Origin of the sequence: Halobacillus sp. B23F22_5, assembly GCF_043497085.1 — a bacterium.
Taxonomy (GTDB): Bacteria; Bacillota; Bacilli; order Bacillales; family Halobacillaceae; genus Thalassobacillus.
Genome location: NZ_JBIEKI010000028.1, coordinates 1 through 24,911, shown reverse-complemented (window position 1 = coordinate 24,911; position 24,911 = coordinate 1). Strand labels below are relative to the sequence as shown.

Sequence of the window (24,911 nt, the reverse complement as noted above, 5' to 3'; positions counted from 1 at the left end):
GTGATCTTCTTCTGCGTGATTTGGGGTATTATTCGGCAAGCCTTATCAAGGAAATCGAGAAGATGGGAGCTTTCTATATAAGCAGGGTTCCAAGCCAGACAAAGTTTTGGTTGGGTAGTTCGAAAGATGGTTGGAAAAATATTGAAAAAGAGATCGGTCATAACTCTCTTTTCGCAACACTCATTGTTAGCTTGACGGTTATGCACCGTTTCCCCGCCACCCTATCCGTATTTTGATGAACGAACCCTATATTATAAGAAGATATCTTCCACATTTACTGCTTGAAAAGCCCAATGATGCAGGAAATAATCCCTCTTTGCAGCTGTTATTATGTGGGAATGATTCTGCCTCCCGATGTTTCCGTTTCTCATATAAACGCAAGGAGGACCGGGAAATTGCGAGACTCCTATGGGAGTAGAGTACATGGTGAGATCCCACAGGGCTTTAGCCCGAGGAAGCTCACCGTACCCCCATGGAAAGCGAGTGATTTCCCGGACCTCTAAACGCTCACAACCGTAACGGAAACAGTTTCTCTCGAAACTGAGTCTTCAGCAATTGGGAGCTTAAGTGTAAAATCAACACTGAGATGTAACAAATCGATTGGAAAATATTACGGATATTGTAAAACAATCGTCAACGAACAGATGTTTTTATAAAGTTGAAACCATGTTATGATAAGTAGAAGATAAATCATGATGACTGAATAACAGTCGCACAAAATGGGGTGTTGAAAACGAAATTACTTCGTTACAAAATTTTGTATACGGAACAGATATCTGAAGATCGGCGTATCCATATCTTTGATATGGCTTCCCAACTTAAATTATCTTTTAACTACGCCTCACTGAAAAGAAGCCCTGATAAAAGGGCAAAAGAACTGTTGAGCTTTCTGGAATCAAAAAATACTAAAATTGAATTGGGTTTATATGATCAAAAAGGACGCGCTTCATAGCGTCCTTTTTATTTTGCTTCTGTTAAACTGTATTGCGGACAGGGGGCCTCATAATTTACTATTGTGTAATAAAATTAAACGGAGTTTTATGTATAATGATAGGTGGTACATTATTAATGTAAGTTCAAAACTTACGTGAGAAGAGGGTGGCTGGTGTTGAAAGAAATAATTTTATTCTCAAAAGAGAACTGCTGTCTTTGTGATGATGCAAAAGAATTATTAGAAATGTTAAAAAAAGATTATAATTTCACAGTTTTAGAAAAAGATATCTATAAAGATGATGCACTGCTGGAAAGGTATCAATTTGAAATACCTGTCGTTAAAATTGGCGATGAAGAATTAAATTGTGAACAAATTGATATTTTTTCGCTAAGAGAGCGTTTACAAGAAAAATAGCTGGTCTTTTTCACTTGCGGCATGATTTGGGTACTGTTATATTTAATCATGTAGAAAATATTTTTTTGCTCTGCGTGGGACGAAATCTGACTAGTCGGGACGAAAATATCCCGGAGGTGGAATTCTTATATTTGAAGGGGCTTTTCCATGAGAGCTTTAATTGATTTACAAAAGAAACTTTTCCCTGATTTACTCGATATTATGCAGCGCAGGTATCAAATCCTGCATTATATCCAACTGATGGAACCAGTCGGACGAAGAAGTTTGGCAGAAAATATGGAGCTTGCGGAACGTACGATCCGTAGCGAGGTCGACTTCCTTAACCAAGAAGGCTTCATCGCTATTACCTTAAAAGGAATGCATATCACTGGTGATGGCAAAATGGTTTTGGAGCAGCTGGCTGATTTCATCAAAGAGGTTTCAGGAATCAGGGTTTTAGAAAAGCAGTTAAGGGAAAAATTAAAGTTAGACCATGTTGTGGTCGTTCCTGGTGACAGCGATGAACTGCCATGGGTGAAACAGGAAATGGGCAGAGCATGTGTCCACTATTTAAAAAGTATCCTCGAATCGAACAGCACGATAGCGATAACCGGTGGTACTACCATGGCGGCGGTTGCCGAGATGATGACCCCACTCACTGGAGCGCCGGATTGTTTGTTCGTTCCAGCGCGAGGCGGTTTAGGGGAAAGAGTTGAAAATCAAGCCAACACGATTTGTGTGGAGATGGCCAGGAAAGCAAAAGGTGATTACCGCCTCTTATATGTGCCGGACCCATTGAGTGAAGATACTTACCACTCGATAACGTCCGAGCCGTCTATTAAAGAAATTCTTGACCTGATCAAGAGTTCTGACACCGTCATCCACGGGATTGGAAACGCCCTGACTATGGCAGAAAGAAGAAAGACTCCGCCTGAGCAAGTAGAAAAAATCAAGCAGGGTCACGCGGTTGGGGAAGCGTTTGGATATTATTTTAACCAGCAAGGTGAGATTGTTCATAAAGCTCGGACGGTCGGACTGCAGCTGGAGGATCTAACAGATTCCCAGCAGGTAATTGCTGTTGCGGGAGGAGAATCAAAAGCCCGGGCGATTGCTTCCTATTTTAAGCCTGGGAAGAGTAATGTGCTTATCACCGATGAAGGTGCGGCTCAAAAGCTTTTAAGGGAAGAAACTTCCCTTTAAATAGATTTTCAATAAACAACCATTATCAAGGAGGAATTTTATAATGACAGTAAAAGTAGGTATTAACGGCTTTGGACGTATTGGACGTAATGTCTTCCGTGCCGCTTTAAACAATAACGATGTAGAAGTGGTTGCAGTAAACGACTTGACTGACGCAGAGATGCTTGCCCATTTATTGCAATATGATACAGTACATGGTGAACTTGAAGAGAAAGTAACTGTAAACGGCAGTAACCTTGTCGTTGGCGGAAAAGAAATTACTGTACTATCTGAAAAAGACCCTGCACAACTAGGCTGGGGCGATCTTGGTGTAGAAGTTGTCATCGAATCTACTGGTCGTTTCACAAACCGTGCAGATGCGAAGAAACACCTGGACGCTGGTGCTAAGAAAGTAGTTATTTCTGCGCCTGCTAAAGAAGAAGATCTTACAATGGTTATGGGTGTAAACGATTCTGATTATGATCCAGAGAACCATCACGTTATTTCTAACGCTTCTTGTACAACGAACTGCCTGGCACCATTTGCAAAAGTGCTTAACGACAAGTTCGGCTTGAAGCGTGGTATGATGACAACCGTACACTCTTACACTAACGACCAGCAAATCCTTGACCTGCCACATAAGGATTACCGTCGTGCCCGTGCTGCTGCACAAAACATCATCCCTACTACAACTGGTGCAGCAAAAGCTGTTGCAAAAGTATTGCCTGAATTGGATGGCAAGTTGAATGGTATGGCTATGCGTGTACCAACTCCAAACGTTTCTATCGTGGACTTGGTAGCAGAGCTTGATAAGAATGTTACTGTTGAAGAAGTTAATGCTGCCCTTAAAGAAGCGGCAGAAGGCGATTTGAAAGGCATTCTTGGTTACAGTGAAGAACCACTAGTATCCAGCGACTATAATGGAAACACTAATTCTTCAATTATTGATGCTATCTCTACGATGGCTATTGAAGATAACATGGTTAAAGTAGTTTCCTGGTACGACAACGAGTTCGGTTACTCCAACCGTTGTGTCGATCTGGCTGCATTTCTTAAAGAAAAAGGACTTTAATGCTGGATTAGAGTCGAAGAATATGATGTAAAGTAAAAGGGGGAGGTCCATAATCCTCCTCCTTTATCACTTTTCATGATGATTTTATAAAGAATTAAGGTATCAGAAATACGAAGGTTTTCGCCATAAGGAAGTGGCGGCAACCCAGTTTTTTACTATTTAAAGGAGGTCCACCCCTGTGAATAAGAAAACGATTCGTGATATCAAGGTGCAAGGAAAGAAAGTGTTTTGCCGCGTTGACTTCAATGTACCGATGAGCAATGGAGAAGTTACCGACGACACTCGAATCAAGGCTGCATTGCCGACAATTTTGCATTTAGTTCAAGACGGAGCAAAAGTCATTCTTGCCAGCCATCTAGGCCGGCCAAAGGGAGAGGCTCATGATGAACTTCGATTGGATCCGGTTGCTAAGCGTCTGAGCGACTTACTCGGCCGTACAGTAACTAAAACTGATGAAGTATACGGGGACGAAGTCAATCGTGCTATCAAAGATATGAAAGACGGCGATGTATTATTGATTGAAAACGTCCGCTTCGAAGCTGGAGAAGAAAAAAATGACGAAGCATTGGCTAAAGAGTTCGCAGCTATGGCGGATGTTTATGTCAATGATGCTTTTGGTGCGGCACACCGCGCCCATGCATCTACAGCTGGGGTAGCTAAACACTTGCCGGCCGTAGCAGGCTTCCTGATGGAAAAAGAGTTGAATGTTCTTGGCCAGGCTCTTTCTGATCCGGAGCGGCCGTTCACAGCTATCATTGGTGGAGCTAAGGTTAAAGATAAAATCGGTGTCATCGATAACTTGCTTGATAAAGTCGATAACTTGATCATTGGTGGGGGACTTGCCTACACCTTCTTGAAAGCAAAAGGGTACGAAATCGGTAAATCCCTGCTTGAAGAAGATAAACTTGATTTGGCAAAACAATTCATGCAAAAAGCTGAAGATAACAATGTCAACTTCTTAATGCCGGAGGACGTCATTGTAGCTGATGATTTCTCTCGTGAAGCGAACACAAAAGAGGTTGCGATTGATAGCATTCCAGCTGACTGGGAAGCGCTTGACATCGGATCGAAGACACGGGAAAAGTATAGTAAGGTAGTAAAGGAATCCAAATTGGTTATCTGGAACGGACCTATGGGAGTGTTCGAATATGAAATCTTCGCCAATGGAACCAAAGATGTAGCGGTTGCACTTGCAGAGACAGAAGGCTACACAGTGATTGGCGGGGGAGATTCTGCAGCAGCTGTAGAAAAATTCGGCTATGCTGATAAGATGGATCATGTTTCTACCGGCGGTGGAGCTTCTCTGGAATTCATGGAAGGAAAAGAACTGCCTGGCGTATCTTTATTGAACGATAAGTAAAAAGGAGAGGTGAGCATATGCGTAAACAAGTGATTGCAGGAAATTGGAAAATGAACAAAGTATTGAATGAAGCAGAGCAATTCGTACAAGCTGCCAAAAATGAAGTGCCAAGTGAAGATCAAGTAGAATCCGTTGTTTGTGCACCATACCCTTTTCTTCACACGCTAGTTAAAGAAACGGAAGGTACTCCTTTAAAAGTTGGCGCACAAAACATGCATTTTGAAGAAAGCGGTGCTTTCACTGGCGAAGTAAGTCCGGTAATGCTGAAGGACCTGGGAGTCTCTTACGTCGTACTCGGCCACTCCGAGCGTCGAGAGCTTTTTGGTGAAACAGATGGGGACGTAAACAAAAAGGTCCACGCTGCATTCAAGCATGACCTGACACCAATTGTATGTGTTGGTGAAACATTGGAACAGCGTGAAAATAATGAAACGATGAACCATGTCGAAGCACAAGTGAAAAATGCACTGGAAGGCCTTAGTGATGAGCAAGTGCAACAAGTCATTATCGCTTATGAACCTATATGGGCTATTGGAACAGGCAAAACTTCTTCTGCAGAAGATGCAAATGAAGTATGCAGCCATATCCGTAACGTTGTTAAAGAATTTTCTTCAGAAGCAGCTGCAAAAGCTGTACGTATCCAATATGGCGGTAGTGTCAAGCCGGCAAACGTCGATGAGCTGCTTGGCCAATCTGATATTGATGGCGCATTAGTAGGCGGAGCCAGCCTGGAGGCTGATTCATTCCTAAAATTGGTGGAGGCAGGTAAGCATGAGTAATAACAAGCTGGCAGCTTTAATCATCTTAGATGGCTTTGCACTGCGCGATGAAGAAAAAGGGAACGCAGTCAAAATGGCCAATACACCAAACTTCGATCGCTACTGGAATCAGTTTCCTCACAACCAGCTGACTGCTTCAGGGGAAGCGGTTGGGCTGCCTGAAGGACAAATGGGAAACTCCGAGGTAGGACATTTGAATATCGGTGCCGGCCGTATCGTCTATCAAAGCCTTACACGCGTAAACTTGTCTATTAAAGAAGGCGATTTTTTCGAAAATGAAGCATTTGTCAATGCTATTGAACATGCAAAAAAGCATGATAAAGCTTTGCATATTTTCGGACTGCTGTCTTCTGGTGGTGTCCACAGTCATATTGAGCATTTATTTGCCTTATTAGAACTTGCCGCCAGACATGATATGGAAAAAGTATATGTCCATGGTTTCCTGGATGGTCGTGATGTTGGTCAAAAATCTGCCCAGAAGTATATCCAGCAGACAGAAGACAAAATGGCAGAGCTCGGAGTAGGGGAAATTGCTACAATTTCCGGTCGCTATTATTCCATGGACCGTGATAAACGCTGGGATCGTGTTAAGAAGTCTTATGATGCGATGGTTTATGGTCAAGGTCCAACTTATAACAGTGCGATGGAAGTCGTCGATGACTCCTATGCAAATGAAATTTATGATGAGTTTGTTATCCCTTCTGTTATAGTAGATGAGGAAGGGAATCCGAAAGCAAAAATTGAAGATGAAGATTCCGTAATCTTCTACAATTTTCGCCCGGACCGTGCTATTCAAATTTCCCGGACATTCGCTAACGAAGACTTCCGTGACTTCGATCGTGGCGAAAAAGCACCGAAGAATCTGCATTTCGTAGGACTAACCCAATTTAGTGAGACGGTTGATGGGAAAGTTGCTTATGAACCCGTTAACCTCGATAATACGGTCGGGGAAGTACTGGCTCAGAATGATTTGAAGCAGCTACGGATTGCTGAAACTGAAAAATATCCACACGTAACCTTCTTTATGAGCGGCGGCCGTGAAGCTGAGTTTCCTGGAGAAGAGCGGATTCTGATTGATTCTCCAAAAGTAGCCACTTATGATCTTAAGCCTGAAATGAGTGCCTATGAAGTTACGGATGCATTATTGAAGGAACTAGATGCAGATAAGCACAATGCGATTATTTTGAATTTCGCCAATCCAGATATGGTCGGACATTCAGGTATGCTCGAACCTACAATTAAAGCGATTGAAGCAGTTGATGAATGTCTCGGTAAAGTAGTGGATAAAATCCATGAAAAAGGTGGACATGCTATTATTACTGCTGACCATGGTAACTCGGATGAAGTCCTTACAACTGAAGGAAAGCCGATGACGGCTCACACGACCAATCCTGTTCCGGTCATTGTGACAAAAGAAGGGCTGGAGCTTCGGAAAGGCGGCATTCTCGCTGATTTATCACCGACGCTTTTAGAACTGCTTGAAGTCGAGCAGCCAAAAGAAATGACTGGTGAATCATTAATCAAAAAATAAATTCCATGATAAAGGAGAGTTTTTCAATGCCATATATTACAGATGTTTATGCACGCGAAGTCCTGGACTCCCGCGGGAACCCGACAATTGAAGTAGAGGTTTATACAGAATCAGGTGCATTCGGTTCTGCACTAGTACCGAGCGGTGCTTCTACTGGTGAATACGAAGCAGTAGAGCTGCGTGATGGAGACAAAGATCGCTATCTTGGTAAAGGTGTCCAGCAAGCAGTTGAAAACGTCAACGAAAAAATAGGACCAGAATTGTTAGGCTTGGATGTTACCCAGCAGGTAGTCATCGATGCCTTGATGATGGAACTTGATGGTACAGAAAACAAAGGAAAGCTAGGAGCTAATGCCATTCTTGGTGTTTCCATGGCAGCAGCTCATGCAGCGGCTGACTTTGTCGGTCTTCCATTGTACAAGTACCTTGGTGGATTCGCTGCCAAGACACTTCCTACTCCAATGATGAACATTCTGAATGGCGGCGAGCACGCAGACAATAACGTCGACATCCAGGAATTCATGGTTATGCCAGTAGGTGCTCCGGACTTCCGTGAAGCTTTGCGTATGGGAGCGGAAATTTTCCATTCCTTGAAGAAGGTATTGAAAGAAAAAGGCTACAACACAGGTGTAGGTGATGAAGGCGGCTTTGCTCCGAACCTTCAATCCAACGAAGAAGCACTTTCTACCATTATTGAAGCCATCGAAGCAGCTGGCTACAAGCCGGATGAGCAAGTGAAACTTGCCATGGATGTTGCTGCCTCTGAAATTTACGAAGATGGAAAGTATAACCTGAAAGGCGAAGGTGTAGTCCGTACTTCTGAAGAAATGGTTGATTGGTACGAAGAAATGATTAACAAGTATCCAATCGTTTCTATTGAAGATGGCCTTGATGAGAACGACTGGGAAGGCTTCAAGATGCTTACTGACCGTATCGGCGATCGTGTCCAGCTTGTCGGCGACGACTTGTTTGTAACAAACACGAAGAAGCTTAGCCGCGGTATCGAAGAAGGAATCGGCAACTCTATCCTTGTCAAAGTGAACCAGATTGGTACGTTGACAGAAACCTTCGAAGCGATTGAAATGGCGAAGAAAGCTGGCTACACAGCAGTCATCTCCCACCGTTCCGGTGAAACAGAAGATGCAACGATTGCTGATATAGCTGTTGCTACCAATGCCGGCCAAATCAAAACCGGTGCGCCATCCCGTACCGACCGCGTAGCGAAGTACAATCAGCTTCTTCGTATCGAAGATCAGCTTCTTGGTACAGCAAATTACGCTGGCGACAAAGCTTTCTATAACTTGAACAAATAATGGTTTTATAAAAAACTGTTAATAACGATATACTCAGCTTGCAGGAAAACTTCTGGTTTTTCTGCAAGCTTTTTTTGTAAACTCTTAATAACAGTAAAAACAACATTTTCATAAGTGATTTAGTCCACAAAAGGGCAGAAAGTCGAAGAATTGATTTCGAGATAATTGTGAGGAATTTAGGGTCATTGGGGAAGGATTCGCTTTCCGCTGGGAAGACGGCAAGCCTCCTCAAGCTAACGCTTTGCGGGGTCTTGCCAGCCCATCCTTTTCCTCTTATGGTAACGGGTCCAACTATCTTGAAACTGAGTCTTAAGCAATTTGGACCTTTGATTGGAAAATCCACACGGAGGTTTAACAGAGCGAATTATAAAATAAAATACAAAAGAAAAAGCGGATATGGTATCCGCTTTTCCTTAACTTCCAGTTTTTTGGTCGTCTTTTTCTACAGCTTTAAGCTGTTGTTTTTCTTTGGAGTTATCTTCTCCATTTACAAGATCGTTAGTTGCATTCTTGAATTCCTTTAATGTGCTACCGAATGCCCTGCCGATTTCCGGCAGTTTGGAAGGCCCAAAGATAATTAAAGCGATGACTAGTACAAGGATTAACCCTGGAATTCCGATATTTGATAACATTTATTACACCTCCGAAGTTTTATAAAATAGGCATGCCATGGCGTTGGAAGGCTGCTGCTTCCAGATTTGACATCCCTTCCACCTCAGCAGCCGCTGACAGCTTATCCGATACTTTCGGTGCATATTGTTCCGGCGGTGCAGCATGTCCCATCTGTCGTTGTCTTCCAGCATTTTTACGAGCAAATGGTCCCCAGATGGCAAAGGTGATGCCTGGCGTCTGGATATTGACAAAGAAAGTGTCCCCTCGGGTAGAAAAAGTAGGACCTGCAAGTTCTGAACCGTTCAGCCGGTTTTCGGCAAATACATACGTTTCACCTTCCGGGGTCATTCCGATTATTCGGTCGGTTCCGCCGCCGTCTTCCGCGATCCAAAGATCTCCCCATGGAGTAATACAAATGTTGTCCGGCATTTCTAAATCATTTAATTCAGTAGACTCGTAGAACAACTCTAATGTATTAGTAGCGGGAATATAACGGTAAACACGTCCAAGATTATTATCACCTGCAGAAGTATCGTCAAACCAGAAGACCCCTCCCTCAAAATAAGCACCTTCGAGTCTACTGAATGGAATGCATCCTTTTTGACTAGCTTCCATGGTAGGCTTTTCTGGGTCGACATCCTTCCAAACTATTCCAAATCGTTGACCAGTATAAAAATCACTGGAATGATCCGAGCTCATTTGCTCCATAGCAGCAGCTTGCAGGACGCCGCCTTTTTGTAAAGCACCGATCCGTTGACTTCTGTCATGGGGAATAAAGCGATAAAAATAGCTTGGCCCGGCATCTTCTGTCAGATAAACGATTCCAGTAGCAGGGTCGATCGCGGTAGCTTCATGGGAAAAAGCACCCATGTCGCGGATTGGGGTCCTGGACAAATTATTTTCTGGATCAGATGGATCGACCTCGAAAACATACCCATGTCCTTCCTCTAACGTTTCTTCACAAGTCAACCAGGTTCCCCACAGAGTGGCCCCTCCTGCACAATTGCGGATGGTGCCTGAAGAGGTAACATATTCTTTTTGGACTTTACGGTTGGCGTCTAAAACTAATGCAGTTGTACCCCCGGTATGCTCTCTTTGATAAGGGTTCCTGCCGATGACTGGATACTTCGTATTTCCGCTTAACTCATGATTCCTTACAAGTACGGTAGAGTTGTTCTGTCCTGGAAAGGCTGCCATGCCATCAAATTTTTCCGGTATCGGGCGCCCATCTGCCATAAATCCGCCTTCCTCCGAGATGATCCGATATTGGAATCCTTGAGGGAGGTCGAGGACGCCGCCAGGGTCTTTGACTAATGGCCCATATCCACTGAAAGAGCTCCTGGCTGTTTTCGATGAGGCCAGGGCTGAGGATTGAGTGAATGAAAAAAGACCTGTTGAACTTAAAGCGATTGCTGCTGTACTTATGCCGCCTGCCTTTAAAAAGTCCCGACGATTCATATTTTTGTTCTTTCCCATTTCCTTACCTCCTAGTTAAGATGGCCTTAGGCCGCAGATTGGCTGGATGACTCTGCTGACAAACGTTTTTTGTATACAAATGAAGATAAACTGATGCTAATTTCATATAGTGTCAAAAGCGGAAGAATGACAAGCACGTCCGATAAAAAATCCGGGGGAGTAATCAAAACAGAAACGATTACCATAACAAAATAGGCGAACTTTCTTGCTTTCCTTAACCGAATCGGATTCAGAATGCCAAGCCTAGTCAGAAACAATACAACTAAAGGCATTTCGAATAGCAGTCCAAATGGCACAGTCATGTTCAGCATGAAACGGAAATATTTATCGGCAGTGAACATCATTTCAAATTGACCTGCAGAAAGCGAGGTCAAGAACCCTAAAACGAGAGGGAATAAAAGGAAATACCCAAATGCAAGACCGAACAGGAAAAGAAAAAACATAGCCGGAATGAACCGGAGTGTCACTTTTCGCTCTTCCCGGCTCAATGCAGGCGCAACAAACCGCCAAAGCTGAAATGCTGCTACTGGTATGGTCGCCGTCATAGAGAACACGGCGGCAAGCATCAGGTAGACCCATAGAATTTCACTTGGCCCAAGCACAGCCAATTGTGTGTCCAGTCCTCTAATCAACCATTCATATATTGGTTTGACAAAAATAAACCCAGTAATAAGAAATCCGATGAATGACACAAGTGTGATGATTATTCGGTTCCTTAGTTCTTCTAAATGGCCGATGAGCTGCTGATTATTTTCACACATAGCTTACTCCTTTAGTTCAGTTGTTTTTCTGTTTTTGATTGTTTTTTATGGGCGCGATCATGAGCTTTATGTCGATCATCTTCCACTTCACTGGATGACTGCTTCCCTTCTGGAACGATGGTTGCTGATACTTCCTTGAGGCCAGCTTGATCCTTTTCGTAAATAAAAGATGCCCGGGTGGAAATGTCTGCACCAGGTTTGGATACAAAGGGAAGTACACGGTAATCTGTTCTCCACTGAGTAGGAGTGACTTCACAGCGAACATATCCGCGGTAGTCATTGAAAAATTTAATATGATCGTTCTGCTCTAAAATACGGTCAGTGTCTGCACGTTTATCGGCTCCATTTCCCCCGGATGTAATCGAGGTTCCGACAAATTCCGCACCAAGAACCTGAGATTTCAAATCATCAAAGTCGGCCAGCAGATTGGATGCCCAGTTGGCATGAACATCTCCAGTCAAAACGATGAGGTTGTCCATGTCGATGCTGCTTGCATAATCGGTAACCCGCTGTCGGGCTGGCACATAGCCATCCCAACTGTCCATGCTGTAACGAGGTTCTTCAGGGCTCGGACCATAATTCCGCTTAGCGAAGAAAATTTGTTGAGCCAGTACGTTCCAATGTGCTTGCGACTGGCCGAGATTGTCCAATAGCCATTGTTCCTGTTTGTCGCCTAGTAATGTTCGCGAAGGATCAAGTGATTCTTCTGTCTGAGGAGAACTTTTATCTCCATTCGCCTGATCAGAACGATATTGGCGAGTATCTAATACATAAAAATTTGCCAGGTCTCCATAGGAAAAGTTTCGGTACAATTGCATATCTGGTCCATGTGGCATGGACGATCTCCGGAGCGGCATATGTTCATAATAAGCCTGGTAGGCAGCGATACGTCGTTGAACAAATTCTTCTACTGATTGTCCCTTTTCAGGAATTGTATCAGCGTAATTGTTTTCTACCTCATGATCATCCCAGGTCACTACCCATGGAAAGGCAGCATGAGCAGCCTGCAAGTCTTTGTCGGAACGATACTGAGCATGACGGTTGCGGTAATCTTCTAATGTCATGATTTCCGGCCCTTTGTGGGTGCGTACATTGCCGGTAGCAGCCACATATTCATCCGGGCCATATTCGTAAATGTAATCACCGAGATGGAACACCAGGTCCAGATCTTCTTTTGCCATATGTTTATAGGCAGTGTAATAGCCATGTTCATATTGCTGGCAGGAAGCAAAAGCGAACGAAAGGCTTGTTACAGCCTCATTGTTCCTTGGAAGTGTTTTAGTCTTTCCGACTGGACTGAAATCTCTTCCAACCTTGAAACGGTAGTAGTAGACGGTGTCCGCCTCCAGGTTTTCAGCTTCAATATGAATGGAGTGTCCAAGTTGTGGACTGGCTACTTCAGTACCACGCTGCACAATATCGCGGAAGTGAGCATCCCTTGACAATTCCCATTTGACAGCTATGTTACGTTCAGGTATGCCGCCGCCATTTAATGGGTCGATAGCTAATCTTGTCCACAAAACGACACTGTCCGAAAGTGGATCACCTGACGCTACGCCGAGCGTAAACGGATAGCTTTCGAACTCTTCTTCCTGTGCTTCGACAGATATGCCTCCCATCGATTGAGCAACCGCTATTCCGAGAGATATTCCAGCGATTTTACCAGCGCCTTGTAAAAATCCTCTTCGGTCGACATCCTTCTGTAATGTTTCCTCATTCAATCGACGGATCAAATCGTCCATTACTCTTTTTTCAGTCATGACATTAGCCCCTTTCCATGTGTGAAATGTTTGGAACAATTGCCATTATAGTTGGTGACTTTTAACTGTCTGTTAAGTAATGTAAATAGAGGAATGAAAAGGTAGATATAAAAACTCAGGAAAAATGAGGTACCTGAATTTATTTTTCAACAATTCAGACGGAATCCTAGTATTTTAGTAGTGGGTTTTTTGTCGTTATGAGGAGATATGTCTCGGTCAATTTTGCCTGATATTTTTAACATTATCTAAACAATAACTTTAATTATTTTTTCATAACGTTTTGACATTTTTCTATGTTTCCGTTACTTTCACTTTATTGATAGACAGAAGGGGTGGAATGGATGGAAATCTATGACGCAATTAAACAGAGAAGGTCAATTCATGATTTTAAATCTCGAAATGTGGAAGAAAGCAAGCTGACATCAATTTTTGCTGGGGCATCATGGGCACCGACACACCGCATGAAAGAGCCTTGGGAAGTTCATATTATCCAAAATAAAGCGGTAGCATCTTATGCTGAGCAGGTTACAGAAAGTTATCTGCGTTTGGGGTATGCGGATGGATATGATAAAGAGAAACAGGCAAAGCTCATGGAAGGTATAAAAGAACATCTGCTTTCTATCCCGCACCACGCTATCATTTATATGGAAAAAGAAAAGAACCTCCGATTATTTGAAGAGGACTATGCTGCTGTCTGTGCTTTTATTCAAAACGTACAGTTGCTGGCATGGAGCCATGAAGTGGGGGTACTATGGACTACAAATCCCTATATCTATGATAGGGAATTCTCCAAGTCTTGTGGAATCGATCCTAAAGTTTATAAAATAGTTTCGGTATTACAGATGGGTTATCCAGATAGAATACCTCAGCCAAAAAAACGGACACCAGTCGAACAGAAAGTGAATTTCATTAATGATTGACAATTAAATATTAGAAGCACTCTTTAAAATTACTGTAAGGGTGTTCGAAAATAAACCTGCTGAGATTTCTACTCTTATTACTCTTTCTGTGTATACTCAGCAGGTGTTATTAACAACCTTTTTTCACCCGAAATTTTCTCCTTTGGACTCCACCATTCTTTCTCTTTTTTGGAAATGAAAATTTTTCCGTATTGAGGCGATAATAGCTGTCACCCATCCTAGTATCATCACGATATAAATCAAAACCATAAGGTCTGCCGATATATTTAATGCAAGCAGGAGAGACCGTAAATTAGTCAGAATAATAAAACCTCCAGCCCCTACTCCAAGTATGAATGGCGGGACGATTCGTACAAGCCATGCGGCCAGCGGCGCTGCTGCTACCCCTCCGATCATAAAGGATACTACCCATAACCAATGAAGCTGTTCCCAACCTAAGAATAGTAAAAATCCTAATGTGGCAGAGATAGTAATAGCAAATTCAGTTGTATCCACTGTACCAATTACTTTTCTGGGAACCGCTCCTTTTCTGGAAAGAAGGACCGGTGTGTTGATCGGCCCCCAGCCTCCTCCGCCAACGGCATCCAAAAATCCTGCTAAAGCACCTAAAGGGTACAGAAAGCATTTGTTAACAGGAACCTCTCTTAGCTTTTCGCTGGATGTGTTCATGAGTAAAAACCGAACTACAATGTAGACACCTAAAAGGAGGAGGAAGATAGAAATATATGGTTTGATCTTCTCACCGGGAAGACTGCTCAAAAAGGCAGCTCCCAGAAAAGCGCTGATCGAACCAGGGATGATTAGTGGCAGAACTATTTTCTTATCTATATTATCGAATTTGTAATGGGAATAACCGGAAACTGCTGTGGTAGCTATTTCAGCCATATGGATAGAGGAAGAGACCACCACTGGAGCTACTCCATATGCAATCAATAATGTGGATGAAGTTAATCCATAAGACATGCCGAGAGCACCGTCAATTAACTGGGCAAAAAATCCTACCAATGTAAAAATCATCAATTTCCTCATATATGTCCTCTTCCTTTCTATTTATACTAAACCTATGAGTTTAGTCGGGATTAAGTGCTAAAAAAATCCTCCAACACAAGAAATCGTGATAGGAGAAAAAGGATTTTTAATAATAGGTATTAATCTAAAGGAGAAACCAGCGCTTGTCAAGGTGGATCCGTTAATAAAAAAGTGAATAACTCAAATTTTCTAAAAATCTATTGACATTATTTCTAATTCCACATATCATGTTTACCAACCCTTAAAACCAAGTTAATTTATCGGATTAATCAACTAACAATTATTTGACGGACAGCTGGCCACTGCTACCCTGCCAACAAATAATTAATTCCTTGATAGGAGGGAGAAAATGATTAAACCTGCTATTACCTATGAGGGGTTCGCTGGGGACCCCTTTGAATACTGGGAGCCTGAGGATGCCACAAAAGGCGCAGACAGAGTCTTACAGTGGGCCTATGAGTCTTATGGTGAATCTCTTGTTTACGCATGCAGCTTCGGAGCAGAAGGTATTGTTTTAATAGATTTGATTGCAAAAGTGAAAAGCGATGCAGAAATTGTATTTCTTGATACCGGCCTTCATTTTCAGGAAACGTATGACCTGATTGAGAAAGTGAAAAAAAGATATCCTGACCTGGTCATTCATATGAAAAAGCCTGATTTGACACTGGAAGAGCAATCACAACAGCATGGTTCAGCGCTTTGGAAAAAGAATCCGGATCAATGCTGTTATATCAGGAAAATAAAGCCTCTTGAGGAAGCCCTAAGCGGTGTGGATGCGTGGATTTCCGGATTGAGGCGGGAGCAATCCCTAAGCCGGAGCCGGACTGATTTTGTCAATAAAGATGAACGCTTCAAATCCATTAAGGTTTGTCCGCTTATCCATTGGACCTGGGATGAAGTATGGGATTATATCCGAGTAAATAAATTGGATTACAACGAACTTCATGATCAAAATTATCCCAGCATCGGTTGTATTCCCTGCACCTTTGCTGTTGAAGGAACAGAGGATTCAAGAGCTGGAAGGTGGAGCGGTTTTAACAAGACAGAATGTGGTCTTCATGTTCCCTCAGAAGAACAGAAATAGACATTAATCTAACAGAAGGAGGAATCATTCATGACACTAATTGAACCCCATGGAGGAAAGCTCGTGAACCAGCTGAAAAAGAACGGGTCGGAAGCATCAGCAAGTATAGAACTGGATGCTATGGCTTTAAGCGATCTTGAACTTATTGCTACTGGTGCCTACAGTCCAATAGAAGGTTATTTAAATAAAAAAGACTATGAATCTGTGGTCGAAAGAATGAGGCTTGCGGATGGAACACCATGGAGTATCCCCATCACTTTACCAGTTTCTAAGGAAAAGGCAGAAAGTTTAAATCCAGGAGTAACAGCAGAGTTACGTAAGGATGAGACCGTTTATGGACGGATTGAAATCGAAGAGATTTATCAGCCAGATAAAGAGAGGGAAGCAGAGCAAGTTTATTTGACTACAGAATACCAGCATCCAGGAGTCAAGAAATTATATGACCGGCCTGATTTTTATGTCGCCGGGAAAATTCAATTAGTTGAGCGTCCCAATCGGGAACATGACAACAAGTTTTACCTGGATCCAGCTGAAACAAGGGCATTATTCAAAGAGCTCGGCTGGAAACGGGTGGTCGGCTTTCAGACAAGAAATCCGGTTCACCGTGCACATGAATATATTCAAAAAGCAGCATTGGAAATTGTGGACGGTCTGTTCCTGAATCCATTGGTCGGCGAGACGAAAAGTGATGATATTCCAAGTGATGTACGAATGAAAAGCTATCAGGTGCTATTGGAAAAATATTATCCTTCCAACCGCGTCACACTGGCAGTCTTTAATGCCGCAATGCGATATGCAGGCCCGAGGGAAGCAATTTTCCATGCGCTTGTCCGCAAAAATTTTGGGTGTACCCATTTTATTGTCGGACGTGATCATGCGGGTGTGGGAGATTATTATGGCACCTATGATGCCCAAAAGATTTTCAGTCAATTTGAAGAGGAAGAACTGGGAATTACACCCCTATTTTTCGAACATAGCTTTTACTGCATTGCCTGCGAAGCGATGGCTTCCCATAAAACATGTCCTCATGAAGATGACCATCATGTGATTCTATCGGGGACTAAGGTGCGTGAACTCCTAAGAAACGGAGAAAAACCTCCAAAAACTTTCAGTCGTCCGGAAGTTGCAGAAACACTGATCGAAGGGTTGAAGCGTAGGGAAGCCGTTAAACAAGGACAGGAAGGGTGAGCCGATTGGGATCGAATATCGTATGGCACCAAGCTTCCGTAAATACGAAAGACTATCGGGATAAAAATGATCATCATAGCGGAGTCATCTGGCTGACCGGGTTGTCTGGTTCAGGGAAATCAAGTATTGCCAACCGAGTGAACCAAAAGTTGTTTGAGCGCGGAATTCAAAGTTATATCCTGGATGGAGACAACATTAGGCATGGATTGAATACTGACTTGGGGTTTAAGCCAGAGGATAGAAAAGAAAACATCCGGAGGATCGGGGAAGTCGCCAAACTGTTTGCAGATAGCGGAACAATTGTACTGACGGCTTTCATTTCTCCTTACCAGGAAGACAGAGAACGTGTGCGTGACATGTTTGTGAAAGGAGACTTCCTGGAAGTCCATGTGGAATGTCCGTTATCCGAATGTGAGTCCAGGGATCCAAAAGGCCTCTATCAAAAAGCAAGAACTGGAGAAATAAAAGGATTTACGGGAATTGATTCCCCATATGAAGCACCGGATTCACCAGAACTGGTACTGGAGTCGAACGCATACAGTGTAGATGAATGTGCAGAGCAGCTCATTTCTTTTCTCGAGAAAAATGAATGGCTGTAAGGTTGCCAAATAATAAGTATTGGTTTGGGGGAAAAGGAGTGATCATTTACGATGAAAAAAGTATTTTTGGTCGGGGCAGGTCCTGGGGATCTTGATTTGATTACAGTAAAAGGACTGAAAGTAATCCAGCAGTCAGATGTAATATTATACGACCGGCTGATCAATGAACAACTGCTTGAAGAAGCTCCGGCTCACGCTGAACTTATATACTGTGGGAAAAGTCCTGATAATCATTCACTTACCCAGGAAACCATAAATGGACTGCTTTGCAAGTTCGCAATTCAGGGAAAAACAGTGACTCGTCTTAAAGGAGGCGACCCATTTATCTTCGGCAGAGGAGGAGAGGAAGCGAGGGAGCTGGCCAAAAGAAGGATCCCCTTCGAAATAGTACCCGGCGTTACCTCAGGGGTGGCTGCTCCCGCTTATGCCGGAATCCCTGTCACCCATCGTGATTACAGTTCTTCTGTAGCTTTTATTTCCGGAGTAAGCAAGCTCGGTTCAGAAGAAGAAGCTTACTGGAAGCACGTTGTAAAATGCATGGATACGCTTTGTATCTATATGGGTGTAAAAAAACTGCCAAAAATATGTGAGCTGCTGATTCGCAACGGATGTAATAGTAAAACACCTGTGGCCCTTGTCCAGGCGGGTACAACCGAGGATCAGGTCACAGTGACAGGAACGCTGGAAGATATCGTACAAAAAGCGGAAGGAATCAGTAACCCGTCCATGATCATTGTGGGCGAAGTCGTAAAGCTTCGTGATCAGTTGCAATGGTTTGAGCAGCTAAATCCAGAGGAAACACAGGCTGTCAATTCTGTTGTGGGGTAGGAATTAAGGAGGTCCGGTTATTATGCAAGGAATACTATACGTCAGCCATGGCAGTCGGGTCCCGGAGGCAAGACGGCAAGTGGTTGATTGCATTCAAGCCGTTCAGCATAAAGTTGGTATCGGACTTCAGGAAATCTGTTATTTGGAATTAGCTCAGCCGGATATGGCGGAAGGGATTAGACTTCTGGTGGAAAAGGGAGCAGATAAGGTTGCGGTTATTCCAGTCTTATTGCTTCGTGCAGGCCATTATTATACGGACCTACCTAAGGAAATCGAAGCAGCGAAAAACAAGTACCCTGAAATAGAATTTCAATACGGAAAGCCGCTGGGAGTGCAGGATCGGCTGATCGATATTTTAGTCGATCGTATTAAAGAAACGCGTGACCCTGTTCCCCCGAATGCTAATATTCTCCTGGTAGGCAGAGGAAGCCGAAATCCCGAAACGACTATGGCAATACAGAATATTCAGGAGAAGCTTCGCCAAAGATTGGGTGGAAGCAATATAGATGTCTGTTATTTGGCTGCCTGTCAGCCCTCTTTTGAAAAAGGGCTGGAAAAGTCCATTCAAGCAGGTTACAGCCTGACAATTGTTGTCCCATATCTCTGGTTCACCGGTATTTTAATACAGTCGATGGAGAAGAAAGTTAAGGAGTATCAGGAGTCCGGTCATCATGTGATTTTAAGCAACCATCTCGGCAATCATCCAATGATGGTTGAAGCATTAGCGGAACGAGTCAACGAAGTCATCATGGAGAGAAAGGGGAAAGGTCGTGCCGAGTGATTTCACAAAACAGCAAGAAGCTGATTTTCAGCCACTGATGATCGACTTCAAAGGCAGGCGTGTAGTCATTGTCGGGGGAGGAAAGGTGGCAGTTAAAAGAGCCAGGGTGCTCCTCCAGGGCGGGGCTGTAATTACGGTCATCAGTCCAGCATTGGATACGGAATTAGAAAAGGCGTGGGAACAGAAAAAAGTCAATTGGAAGAAGAAGCTTTTTGAACCCGGTGACTTGGAAGGAGCATTTATGGCCGTCGTGGCAACGGATGACCCGTCCGTCAATATGTCTGTACTTCCATCGTCTTATCAGGTGCCGCTCGTGAATGCGGCTGGGCAAGCGAGTGGGGGGAATGTCCAGTTTCCTGCTTTTCTGAAAAGGGGAAAACTGACGCTTGCCGTATCCACTCATGGCGCCAGTCCTATACTTACTTCCAGAATAAAAGAAGAGCTGGAACATCAATTTGAACCTGATTATGAATCTTATGTGGATTTTTTATATGAGTGCCGGCAACTGGTTAAGAATTGTCCTCTTACTAAACAGGAGAAGCGCCAATTTCTTCATGAACTCTTAGATGAATCATTTATGACAGAAGAAAAACAACAGCAAACCATCCTATGGTTAGAAAGACTGGCAGAAGGAGGTGGAGAGATGTGAGTAGTCTGGAAGGAAAACGTATCGGGATAGCCGCAGAGAGAAAAGCCGAAGTCATCAGCAAAATGATTCGGAATAAAGGCGGGATCCCCGTCGTCTACCCGTTGCAGGGAATGCAGCATCTGAATGAGGACACAAGCAGAAAGAACATTTATGACTTCCTCGAAAAAAAGTTTGATTGGATGGTTTTAACCACAGGGATTGGGGCAGCTATCCTTGGAGATGCAGCAAAAAAAGCAGGGGTCCATAAAGAATTTCTCAATAAATTACACCAGACTAAATTGGCAGTCAGAGGAAAGAAAACGATGCAATGGCTGAAGGAGAATGCACTTCAGGCAGAACGTGTTTCTTCAGATGGCACAATGGAAAACCTTCTGTCAGCTTTTCATACAGACTCCAATCGGGGAGATGTTTTTTTGCAGGCTTATAACCAGGATGATGCCAGATTGAAAGATGCCCTGGAGCATCTCGGAAACTCTGTTTATCTTTCACAGCCTTATTATTATGAGCAGCCGCTGAAGGAAGTGGTGAGGAGTCTGAAGTGCGACATTGCTGATCTCTATTTGGATACCGTTGTGTTCACTAGTAAAACCCAGGTCAGGAACTTATTCAATGACGATTCAGGCCGCGAAATTCTAGTAAAAGCTTTCAACCATAAAGTGTTACCAGCGGCTATCGGGAAAGTGACAGCGGGTGAGCTGTCGGCCCAAGGCATTACTGACGTCCTTCAGCCCGTGGATTCTAAAATGGGGGCGATGGTTGTGGCAATTGAGCACCACTACCGGCAAGCACGAAGCCTATGAGTACGTTAAAGGTTAAGCATCGTGTGCCGTATATAATGATTATTTTTTGTGAGGTGGATAGTTTTGCAGTTTCAGGTAGAGAATAGTCCATTTACTAAAGAGCAGGTAGAACATCTGAACCGCCTTTTGCCAACATTGACAGAGGCGCAGAAAATATGGTTAAGCGGTTGTCTGGCTGCTTCTTTTGGTGGAGAAACAGCAGCTGCAATGGAAGCGCCTGTCCGGGAAGGGGTATCTGCTACACCTGCTTCTGCTCAGGATCCAGCGGTTGCTACCCGTGAAGTGACGGTCCTTTTTGGTTCCCAAACAGGGAATGGTCAGGGGCTTGCAGATGAATTGACGAAAAAATTGGAAGAAAAAGATTTTACCGTCACACTTTCTTCCATGGACGATTTTAAACCAAAATCCATTAAGGATGCCGAGGATTTATTGATCATTGCCAGTACCCATGGCGAAGGAGATCCACCGGATAATGCTCTTTCATTCTATGAGTTTCTTCATAGTAAACGGGCTCCAAAGCTTCAAGATGTCCGTTTCTCTGTCCTTTCCCTTGGAGACAGTTCCTACGAATATTTCTGTCAGACAGGAAAAGATTTTGATAAACGTCTGGAGGAATTAGGAGCGGAAAGGCTTCATCCACGTATTGATTGCGATGTAGATTTCGAAGATTCTGCGGATGAATGGTTTGAAAGTGTATTAACCAAATTGAATGAAAGTCGGAATGAGCAAGGAAATACTCCAGTACCTCAAACAACTGGAGGAGACTCATCTTCCGCACCAGTCTATTCAAGAAAAAAGCCATTTGATGCGGAAATTTTAGAGAACCTGAACCTGAATGGCAGAGGCTCAAATAAAGAGACACGACATCTGGAACTGGATCTGGAAAGCTCTAATCTTGCGTATGAGCCAGGCGACAGTTTAGGGATATTTCCGCAAAATGATCCAGTCCTGGTCGATCAGCTTATGGAAGCATTGGGGTGGAATCCAGAAGAATCGGTGCAGGTAGATAAACAAGGGGAATTAAGATCCGTTCGGGAAGCGCTCCTTTCCTTTTTTGAAATTACCCGGCTGACGAAGCCTTTGCTGGAACAGGCAGCAGAGCTAACTAGTAAGGAGCAGTTGAAAACACTCCTTGAACCTGAACGGAAAGAAGATTTGAAAGAGTATCTGGAAGGCAGAGATCTTCTTGATCTTATCCAGGATTTTAAACTGCAAGCTTCCCCACAGGAGTTCGTGACTATATTACGGAAAATACCGCCTCGCCTGTATTCGATTGCGAGCAGCTTGAAAGCTAATCCTGAAGAAGTCCATCTTACCATTGGAGCATTAAGGTATGATGCTCACGGTCGAAGCCGTTCGGGTGTATGTTCCGTCCAATGTGCAGAACGGTCCCAGCCAGGCGATACGCTTCCTGTTTATATTCAGCATAACCCTAATTTCAAACTTCCGGAAAACCCTGATACACCTATCATCATGATCGGGGCAGGAACAGGGGTGGCACCTTATCGGGCTTTCCTGGAGGAGCGGGAGGAAATCGATGCAGAAGGAAAAACATGGCTGTTTTTCGGTGAGCAGCATTTCAGATCAGACTTCCTCTACCAGACGGAATGGCAGAAGTGGCTGAAGGAAGGTGTGCTTACCAGGATGGATGTTGCATTTTCCCGGGACACAGAGGAGAAAGTCTATGTGCAGCATCGGATGCTGGAAAAAAGCAAAGAGCTTTACCAATGGTTGGTCGAAGGAGCCATCATCTATGTATGCGGTGATGAAAAACATATGGCTCATGATGTGCAAAATGCCCTGCTGACCGTATTAGAACAGGAAGGCGGTATGGAGAAAGAAGCTGCGGAAGAATATCTAAATAAAATGAGACAGGAAAAACGATACCAGCGTGACGTTTACTAGGTAAACAGGGACATAAAGGGAAAGGAGTTTAGGTAATGACAGATCAGAAATCTAAGCATCGCCATGGCCCACCCAGTGAAATGGAAAAAATAAAAGAAGAAAGCGACTACCTGCGGGGTACAATTACGGAGAGCTTTTCCGACCCGATTACAGCGGGAATAGGGGATGAAGATGCCAAGCTGTTAAAATTTCACGGCAGCTATCAGCAGGATGATCGGGATGTACGCAATGAACGTAGAAAGCAAAAGCTTGAACCAGCTTATCAATTTATGGTGCGTGTCCGTCTGCCAGGAGGCGTAGCAACTCCTGAGCAATGGCTTACCATGGATGAGATAGCGGATGATTATGCAAGTGGGACGCTAAAATTGACCACCCGCCAGACATTTCAGTTGCATGGTGTTTTAAAATGGAATATGAAGAAAAGTCTTCAAAAGATGAACCAGTCGCTAATGGATACCATTGCTGCTTGTGGAGATGTCAATCGGAATGTCATGTGTAATGTTCAGCCATACCAGTCCGAAACACATGCAGAGGTATATAATCTCTCAAAGGAATTAAGCGATCATCTTCTTCCGAAAACGAAAGCTTATCATGAAATTTGGCTGGATGAGGAAAAAGTAGCTGATAGCAGAGCACCTGAAGAAATAGAGCCAATGTACGGTCAATACTATCTGCCAAGAAAATTCAAAATAGGGATCGCAGTTCCTCCTTCCAATGATATAGATGTCTTTTCGCAGGATTTAGGATTCATTGCAATTGTGGAAGAAGGTGAACTGAAAGGGTTTAATATTACTGCCGGTGGCGGCATGGGCATGACCCATGGAGATACAAACACGTATCCTCAGCTGGGGCGGGTAATCGGCTTTTGTCCTGCAGCTAAAATTACTGAAGTTGCAGAAACCATCCTTACCATCCAGCGCGATTATGGAAACCGGTCCGAACGGAAGAACGCCCGGTTTAAATATACGATTGATGCACGTGGAGTGGATTGGCTTATCCAGGAATTAAATGAAAGACTGGGATGGGAACTGGAGGAAAAACGGCCGTATCATTTTGAAAATAACGGTGACCGTTATGGATGGATAAAAGGGGATGGGAAATGGCATCTGACTTTATTTATCCAGAATGGAAGGATCCAGGATATCGGAGAACAGTCCCTGAAGACAGGGCTAAGGGAGATTGCCAAAATCCATACTGGCGATTTTCGGCTGACTCCGAACCAGAATGTAATCATTGCAAATGTAACGGAAGAAAAGAAGTCCGAAATCAATTCCCTGGTACAAAAATATGGTCTGACTGATGGCAAAGAGAACTCTGCGCTGCGGAGAAATTCCATGTCCTGTGTGGCTCTGCCTACATGCGGTTTGGCGATGGCTGAGTCGGAACGTTATCTGCCTGTGCTGCTGGATAAAATCGAAGGTATTCTTAAGGAAGCGGGTCTTGAAGAGGAAGAAATAGTGATTCGTATGTCCGGTTGCCCTAATGGATGCTCACGCCCTGCTCTGGGCGAGATTGCCTTCATTGGGAAAGCGCCAGGTAAATATAATATGTACCTGGGTGCCAGTTTTACCGGCGACCGATTGAATAAACTGTATCGTGAAAATATAGGAGAAGAAGAAATTCTTGGTGAATTAAAAGTTATTTTATTCGACTATGCAGAGAAGAAAGAGAACAAAGAACGGTTCGGAGATTTTGTTATCCGTGCAGGTTATGTAGAGGAAGTGCATTCAGGTCTCGATTTTCACAAATGAACCAGTGCGCATTTAAAAGCGGAAATGAAAGGCATAAGTAGGTTAAAAAAAAGGAAGGCAGCATAGGTTAAACTGCCTTCCTTTTTTGCGAGTGGCAGCACATGCGCTACAGGGTGAGAGTCCCGAATGCACCGATTCAGCCGGTAAGCATTAGCTGACAAATAGTGCGTTACCGTGAGGTAACGTGCGGAGGATTTGAAGGCAAAC

The 24,911-nt window shown here is 43.7% G+C and carries 22 protein-coding genes and 1 pseudogene; 18 read left to right on the top strand and 5 right to left on the bottom strand.

From position 1 onward, the window contains the following. From ACGTN9_RS20660 to eno, 8 genes and pseudogenes are all read left to right on the top strand, one after another. Positions 1–152, top strand: a pseudogene (locus ACGTN9_RS20660) (transposase); the annotation flags it as partial. Between the two features lie 953 nt (positions 153–1,105). Continuing rightward, positions 1,106–1,348, top strand: coding sequence for a glutaredoxin family protein (locus ACGTN9_RS20655; RefSeq protein WP_499596397.1), 243 nt, complete (start codon positions 1,106–1,108; stop codon positions 1,346–1,348). 147 nt (positions 1,349–1,495) lie between these two features. Further along, entirely contained in the window at positions 1,496–2,527 is a 1,032-nt protein-coding gene (locus ACGTN9_RS20650) for a sugar-binding transcriptional regulator (RefSeq protein WP_499596395.1), read from the top strand. Between the two features lie 43 nt (positions 2,528–2,570). Then, positions 2,571–3,578 (top strand): type I glyceraldehyde-3-phosphate dehydrogenase, encoded by a 1,008-nt coding sequence (gap, locus tag ACGTN9_RS20645; protein ID WP_499596394.1) that lies wholly within the window; start codon positions 2,571–2,573, stop codon positions 3,576–3,578. 178 nt (positions 3,579–3,756) lie between these two features. Next, the gene (locus ACGTN9_RS20640) at positions 3,757–4,938 is read left to right on the top strand and encodes a phosphoglycerate kinase (protein ID WP_499596392.1); all 1,182 of its coding nucleotides are present in this window, start codon (positions 3,757–3,759) and stop codon (positions 4,936–4,938) included. A gap of 17 nt (positions 4,939–4,955) precedes the next feature. Further along, positions 4,956–5,717, top strand: coding sequence for a triose-phosphate isomerase (gene tpiA, locus ACGTN9_RS20635; protein WP_499596390.1), 762 nt, complete (start codon positions 4,956–4,958; stop codon positions 5,715–5,717). Continuing rightward, entirely contained in the window at positions 5,710–7,248 is a 1,539-nt protein-coding gene (gene gpmI / locus ACGTN9_RS20630) for a 2,3-bisphosphoglycerate-independent phosphoglycerate mutase (RefSeq protein ID WP_499596389.1), read from the top strand. Before tpiA ends, gpmI begins: the two co-directional genes overlap by 8 nt. A 26-nt stretch (positions 7,249–7,274) precedes the next feature. Continuing rightward, positions 7,275–8,561, top strand: coding sequence for a phosphopyruvate hydratase (gene eno / locus ACGTN9_RS20625; RefSeq protein WP_499596387.1), 1,287 nt, complete (start codon positions 7,275–7,277; stop codon positions 8,559–8,561). A 413-nt stretch (positions 8,562–8,974) separates the two neighbouring features. On the opposite strand, the gene ACGTN9_RS20620 is transcribed toward eno, so the two are convergent. From ACGTN9_RS20620 to phoD, 4 genes are read right to left on the bottom strand one after another with little or no spacing between them, the layout of a single operon-like run. Next, complete coding sequence (locus tag ACGTN9_RS20620; RefSeq protein ID WP_085505876.1) at positions 8,975–9,193, bottom strand: twin-arginine translocase TatA/TatE family subunit; 219 nt, start codon at positions 9,191–9,193, stop codon at positions 8,975–8,977. Positions 9,194–9,212: 19 nt separating this feature from the next. After that, complete coding sequence (locus ACGTN9_RS20615; protein WP_499596385.1) at positions 9,213–10,649, bottom strand: alkaline phosphatase PhoX; 1,437 nt, start codon at positions 10,647–10,649, stop codon at positions 9,213–9,215. A gap of 26 nt (positions 10,650–10,675) precedes the next feature. Beyond that, positions 10,676–11,410, bottom strand: coding sequence for a twin-arginine translocase subunit TatC (gene tatC / locus ACGTN9_RS20610; RefSeq protein WP_499596384.1), 735 nt, complete (start codon positions 11,408–11,410; stop codon positions 10,676–10,678). 11 nt (positions 11,411–11,421) lie between these two features. Continuing rightward, positions 11,422–13,170, bottom strand: coding sequence for an alkaline phosphatase PhoD (gene phoD, locus ACGTN9_RS20605; protein WP_499596383.1), 1,749 nt, complete (start codon positions 13,168–13,170; stop codon positions 11,422–11,424). A gap of 341 nt (positions 13,171–13,511) precedes the next feature. On the opposite strand from phoD, the gene ACGTN9_RS20600 reads away from it, so the two are divergent. Continuing rightward, on the top strand, positions 13,512–14,090 hold the full coding sequence (locus tag ACGTN9_RS20600) for a nitroreductase family protein (RefSeq protein ID WP_499596382.1): 579 nt from the start codon (positions 13,512–13,514) through the stop codon (positions 14,088–14,090). Between the two features lie 123 nt (positions 14,091–14,213). Here ACGTN9_RS20600 and ACGTN9_RS20595 read toward each other — a convergent pair whose 3' ends face one another. Continuing rightward, complete coding sequence (locus ACGTN9_RS20595) at positions 14,214–15,119, bottom strand: sulfite exporter TauE/SafE family protein (RefSeq protein WP_499596381.1); 906 nt, start codon at positions 15,117–15,119, stop codon at positions 14,214–14,216. A gap of 349 nt (positions 15,120–15,468) precedes the next feature. On the opposite strand from ACGTN9_RS20595, the gene ACGTN9_RS20590 reads away from it, so the two are divergent. From ACGTN9_RS20590 to cysI, 9 genes are all read left to right on the top strand, one after another. Further along, positions 15,469–16,203 carry a phosphoadenylyl-sulfate reductase gene (locus ACGTN9_RS20590; RefSeq protein WP_499596379.1) on the top strand — a complete coding sequence of 245 codons (735 nt, stop codon included), beginning with the start codon at positions 15,469–15,471 and terminating at the stop codon, positions 16,201–16,203. Between the two features lie 30 nt (positions 16,204–16,233). After that, the gene (gene sat / locus ACGTN9_RS20585; protein WP_499596378.1) at positions 16,234–17,391 is read left to right on the top strand and encodes a sulfate adenylyltransferase; all 1,158 of its coding nucleotides are present in this window, start codon (positions 16,234–16,236) and stop codon (positions 17,389–17,391) included. 5 nt (positions 17,392–17,396) lie between these two features. After that, positions 17,397–17,990 carry an adenylyl-sulfate kinase gene (gene cysC / locus ACGTN9_RS20580; protein ID WP_499596399.1) on the top strand — a complete coding sequence of 198 codons (594 nt, stop codon included), beginning with the start codon at positions 17,397–17,399 and terminating at the stop codon, positions 17,988–17,990. A 51-nt stretch (positions 17,991–18,041) separates the two neighbouring features. After that, positions 18,042–18,818, top strand: coding sequence for a uroporphyrinogen-III C-methyltransferase (gene cobA / locus ACGTN9_RS20575; RefSeq protein ID WP_499596377.1), 777 nt, complete (start codon positions 18,042–18,044; stop codon positions 18,816–18,818). Between the two features lie 22 nt (positions 18,819–18,840). Beyond that, the gene (locus ACGTN9_RS20570) at positions 18,841–19,599 is read left to right on the top strand and encodes a sirohydrochlorin chelatase (protein ID WP_499596376.1); all 759 of its coding nucleotides are present in this window, start codon (positions 18,841–18,843) and stop codon (positions 19,597–19,599) included. Next, positions 19,589–20,248 carry an NAD(P)-binding protein gene (locus ACGTN9_RS20565; RefSeq protein ID WP_499596375.1) on the top strand — a complete coding sequence of 220 codons (660 nt, stop codon included), beginning with the start codon at positions 19,589–19,591 and terminating at the stop codon, positions 20,246–20,248. Before ACGTN9_RS20570 ends, ACGTN9_RS20565 begins: the two co-directional genes overlap by 11 nt. Continuing rightward, positions 20,245–21,048: a uroporphyrinogen-III synthase gene (locus tag ACGTN9_RS20560; protein WP_499596373.1), complete on the top strand. Its 804-nt coding sequence runs from the start codon at positions 20,245–20,247 to the stop codon at positions 21,046–21,048. The genes ACGTN9_RS20565 and ACGTN9_RS20560 overlap by 4 nt, the downstream gene beginning before the upstream one ends. 63 nt (positions 21,049–21,111) lie before the next feature. Then, positions 21,112–22,953, top strand: coding sequence for an assimilatory sulfite reductase (NADPH) flavoprotein subunit (locus ACGTN9_RS20555; protein ID WP_499596372.1), 1,842 nt, complete (start codon positions 21,112–21,114; stop codon positions 22,951–22,953). Between the two features lie 35 nt (positions 22,954–22,988). After that, entirely contained in the window at positions 22,989–24,704 is a 1,716-nt protein-coding gene (gene cysI / locus ACGTN9_RS20550) for an assimilatory sulfite reductase (NADPH) hemoprotein subunit (RefSeq protein WP_499596371.1), read from the top strand. Positions 24,705–24,911 lie beyond the last annotated feature (207 nt).

What these genes read in the sequence shown, in the direction of transcription:
- ACGTN9_RS20570 (WP_499596376.1), top strand. Translation starts at nt 18,841, where the DNA reads ATGCAAGGAATACTATACGTCAGCCATGGCAGTCGGGTCCCGGAGGCA.
- ACGTN9_RS20615 (WP_499596385.1), bottom strand. Translation starts at nt 10,649, where the DNA reads ATGGGAAAGAACAAAAATATGAATCGTCGGGACTTTTTAAAGGCAGGC.
- tpiA (WP_499596390.1), top strand. Translation starts at nt 4,956, where the DNA reads ATGCGTAAACAAGTGATTGCAGGAAATTGGAAAATGAACAAAGTATTG.
- cysI (WP_499596371.1), top strand. Translation starts at nt 22,989, where the DNA reads ATGACAGATCAGAAATCTAAGCATCGCCATGGCCCACCCAGTGAAATG.
- cobA (WP_499596377.1), top strand. Translation starts at nt 18,042, where the DNA reads ATGAAAAAAGTATTTTTGGTCGGGGCAGGTCCTGGGGATCTTGATTTG.
- eno (WP_499596387.1), top strand. Translation starts at nt 7,275, where the DNA reads ATGCCATATATTACAGATGTTTATGCACGCGAAGTCCTGGACTCCCGC.
- phoD (WP_499596383.1), bottom strand. Translation starts at nt 13,170, where the DNA reads ATGACTGAAAAAAGAGTAATGGACGATTTGATCCGTCGATTGAATGAG.
- ACGTN9_RS20650 (WP_499596395.1), top strand. Translation starts at nt 1,496, where the DNA reads ATGAGAGCTTTAATTGATTTACAAAAGAAACTTTTCCCTGATTTACTC.
- ACGTN9_RS20620 (WP_085505876.1), bottom strand. Translation starts at nt 9,193, where the DNA reads ATGTTATCAAATATCGGAATTCCAGGGTTAATCCTTGTACTAGTCATC.
- ACGTN9_RS20600 (WP_499596382.1), top strand. Translation starts at nt 13,512, where the DNA reads ATGGAAATCTATGACGCAATTAAACAGAGAAGGTCAATTCATGATTTT.
- sat (WP_499596378.1), top strand. Translation starts at nt 16,234, where the DNA reads ATGACACTAATTGAACCCCATGGAGGAAAGCTCGTGAACCAGCTGAAA.
- gap (WP_499596394.1), top strand. Translation starts at nt 2,571, where the DNA reads ATGACAGTAAAAGTAGGTATTAACGGCTTTGGACGTATTGGACGTAAT.
- gpmI (WP_499596389.1), top strand. Translation starts at nt 5,710, where the DNA reads ATGAGTAATAACAAGCTGGCAGCTTTAATCATCTTAGATGGCTTTGCA.
- tatC (WP_499596384.1), bottom strand. Translation starts at nt 11,410, where the DNA reads ATGTGTGAAAATAATCAGCAGCTCATCGGCCATTTAGAAGAACTAAGG.
- ACGTN9_RS20590 (WP_499596379.1), top strand. Translation starts at nt 15,469, where the DNA reads ATGATTAAACCTGCTATTACCTATGAGGGGTTCGCTGGGGACCCCTTT.
- ACGTN9_RS20595 (WP_499596381.1), bottom strand. Translation starts at nt 15,119, where the DNA reads ATGAGGAAATTGATGATTTTTACATTGGTAGGATTTTTTGCCCAGTTA.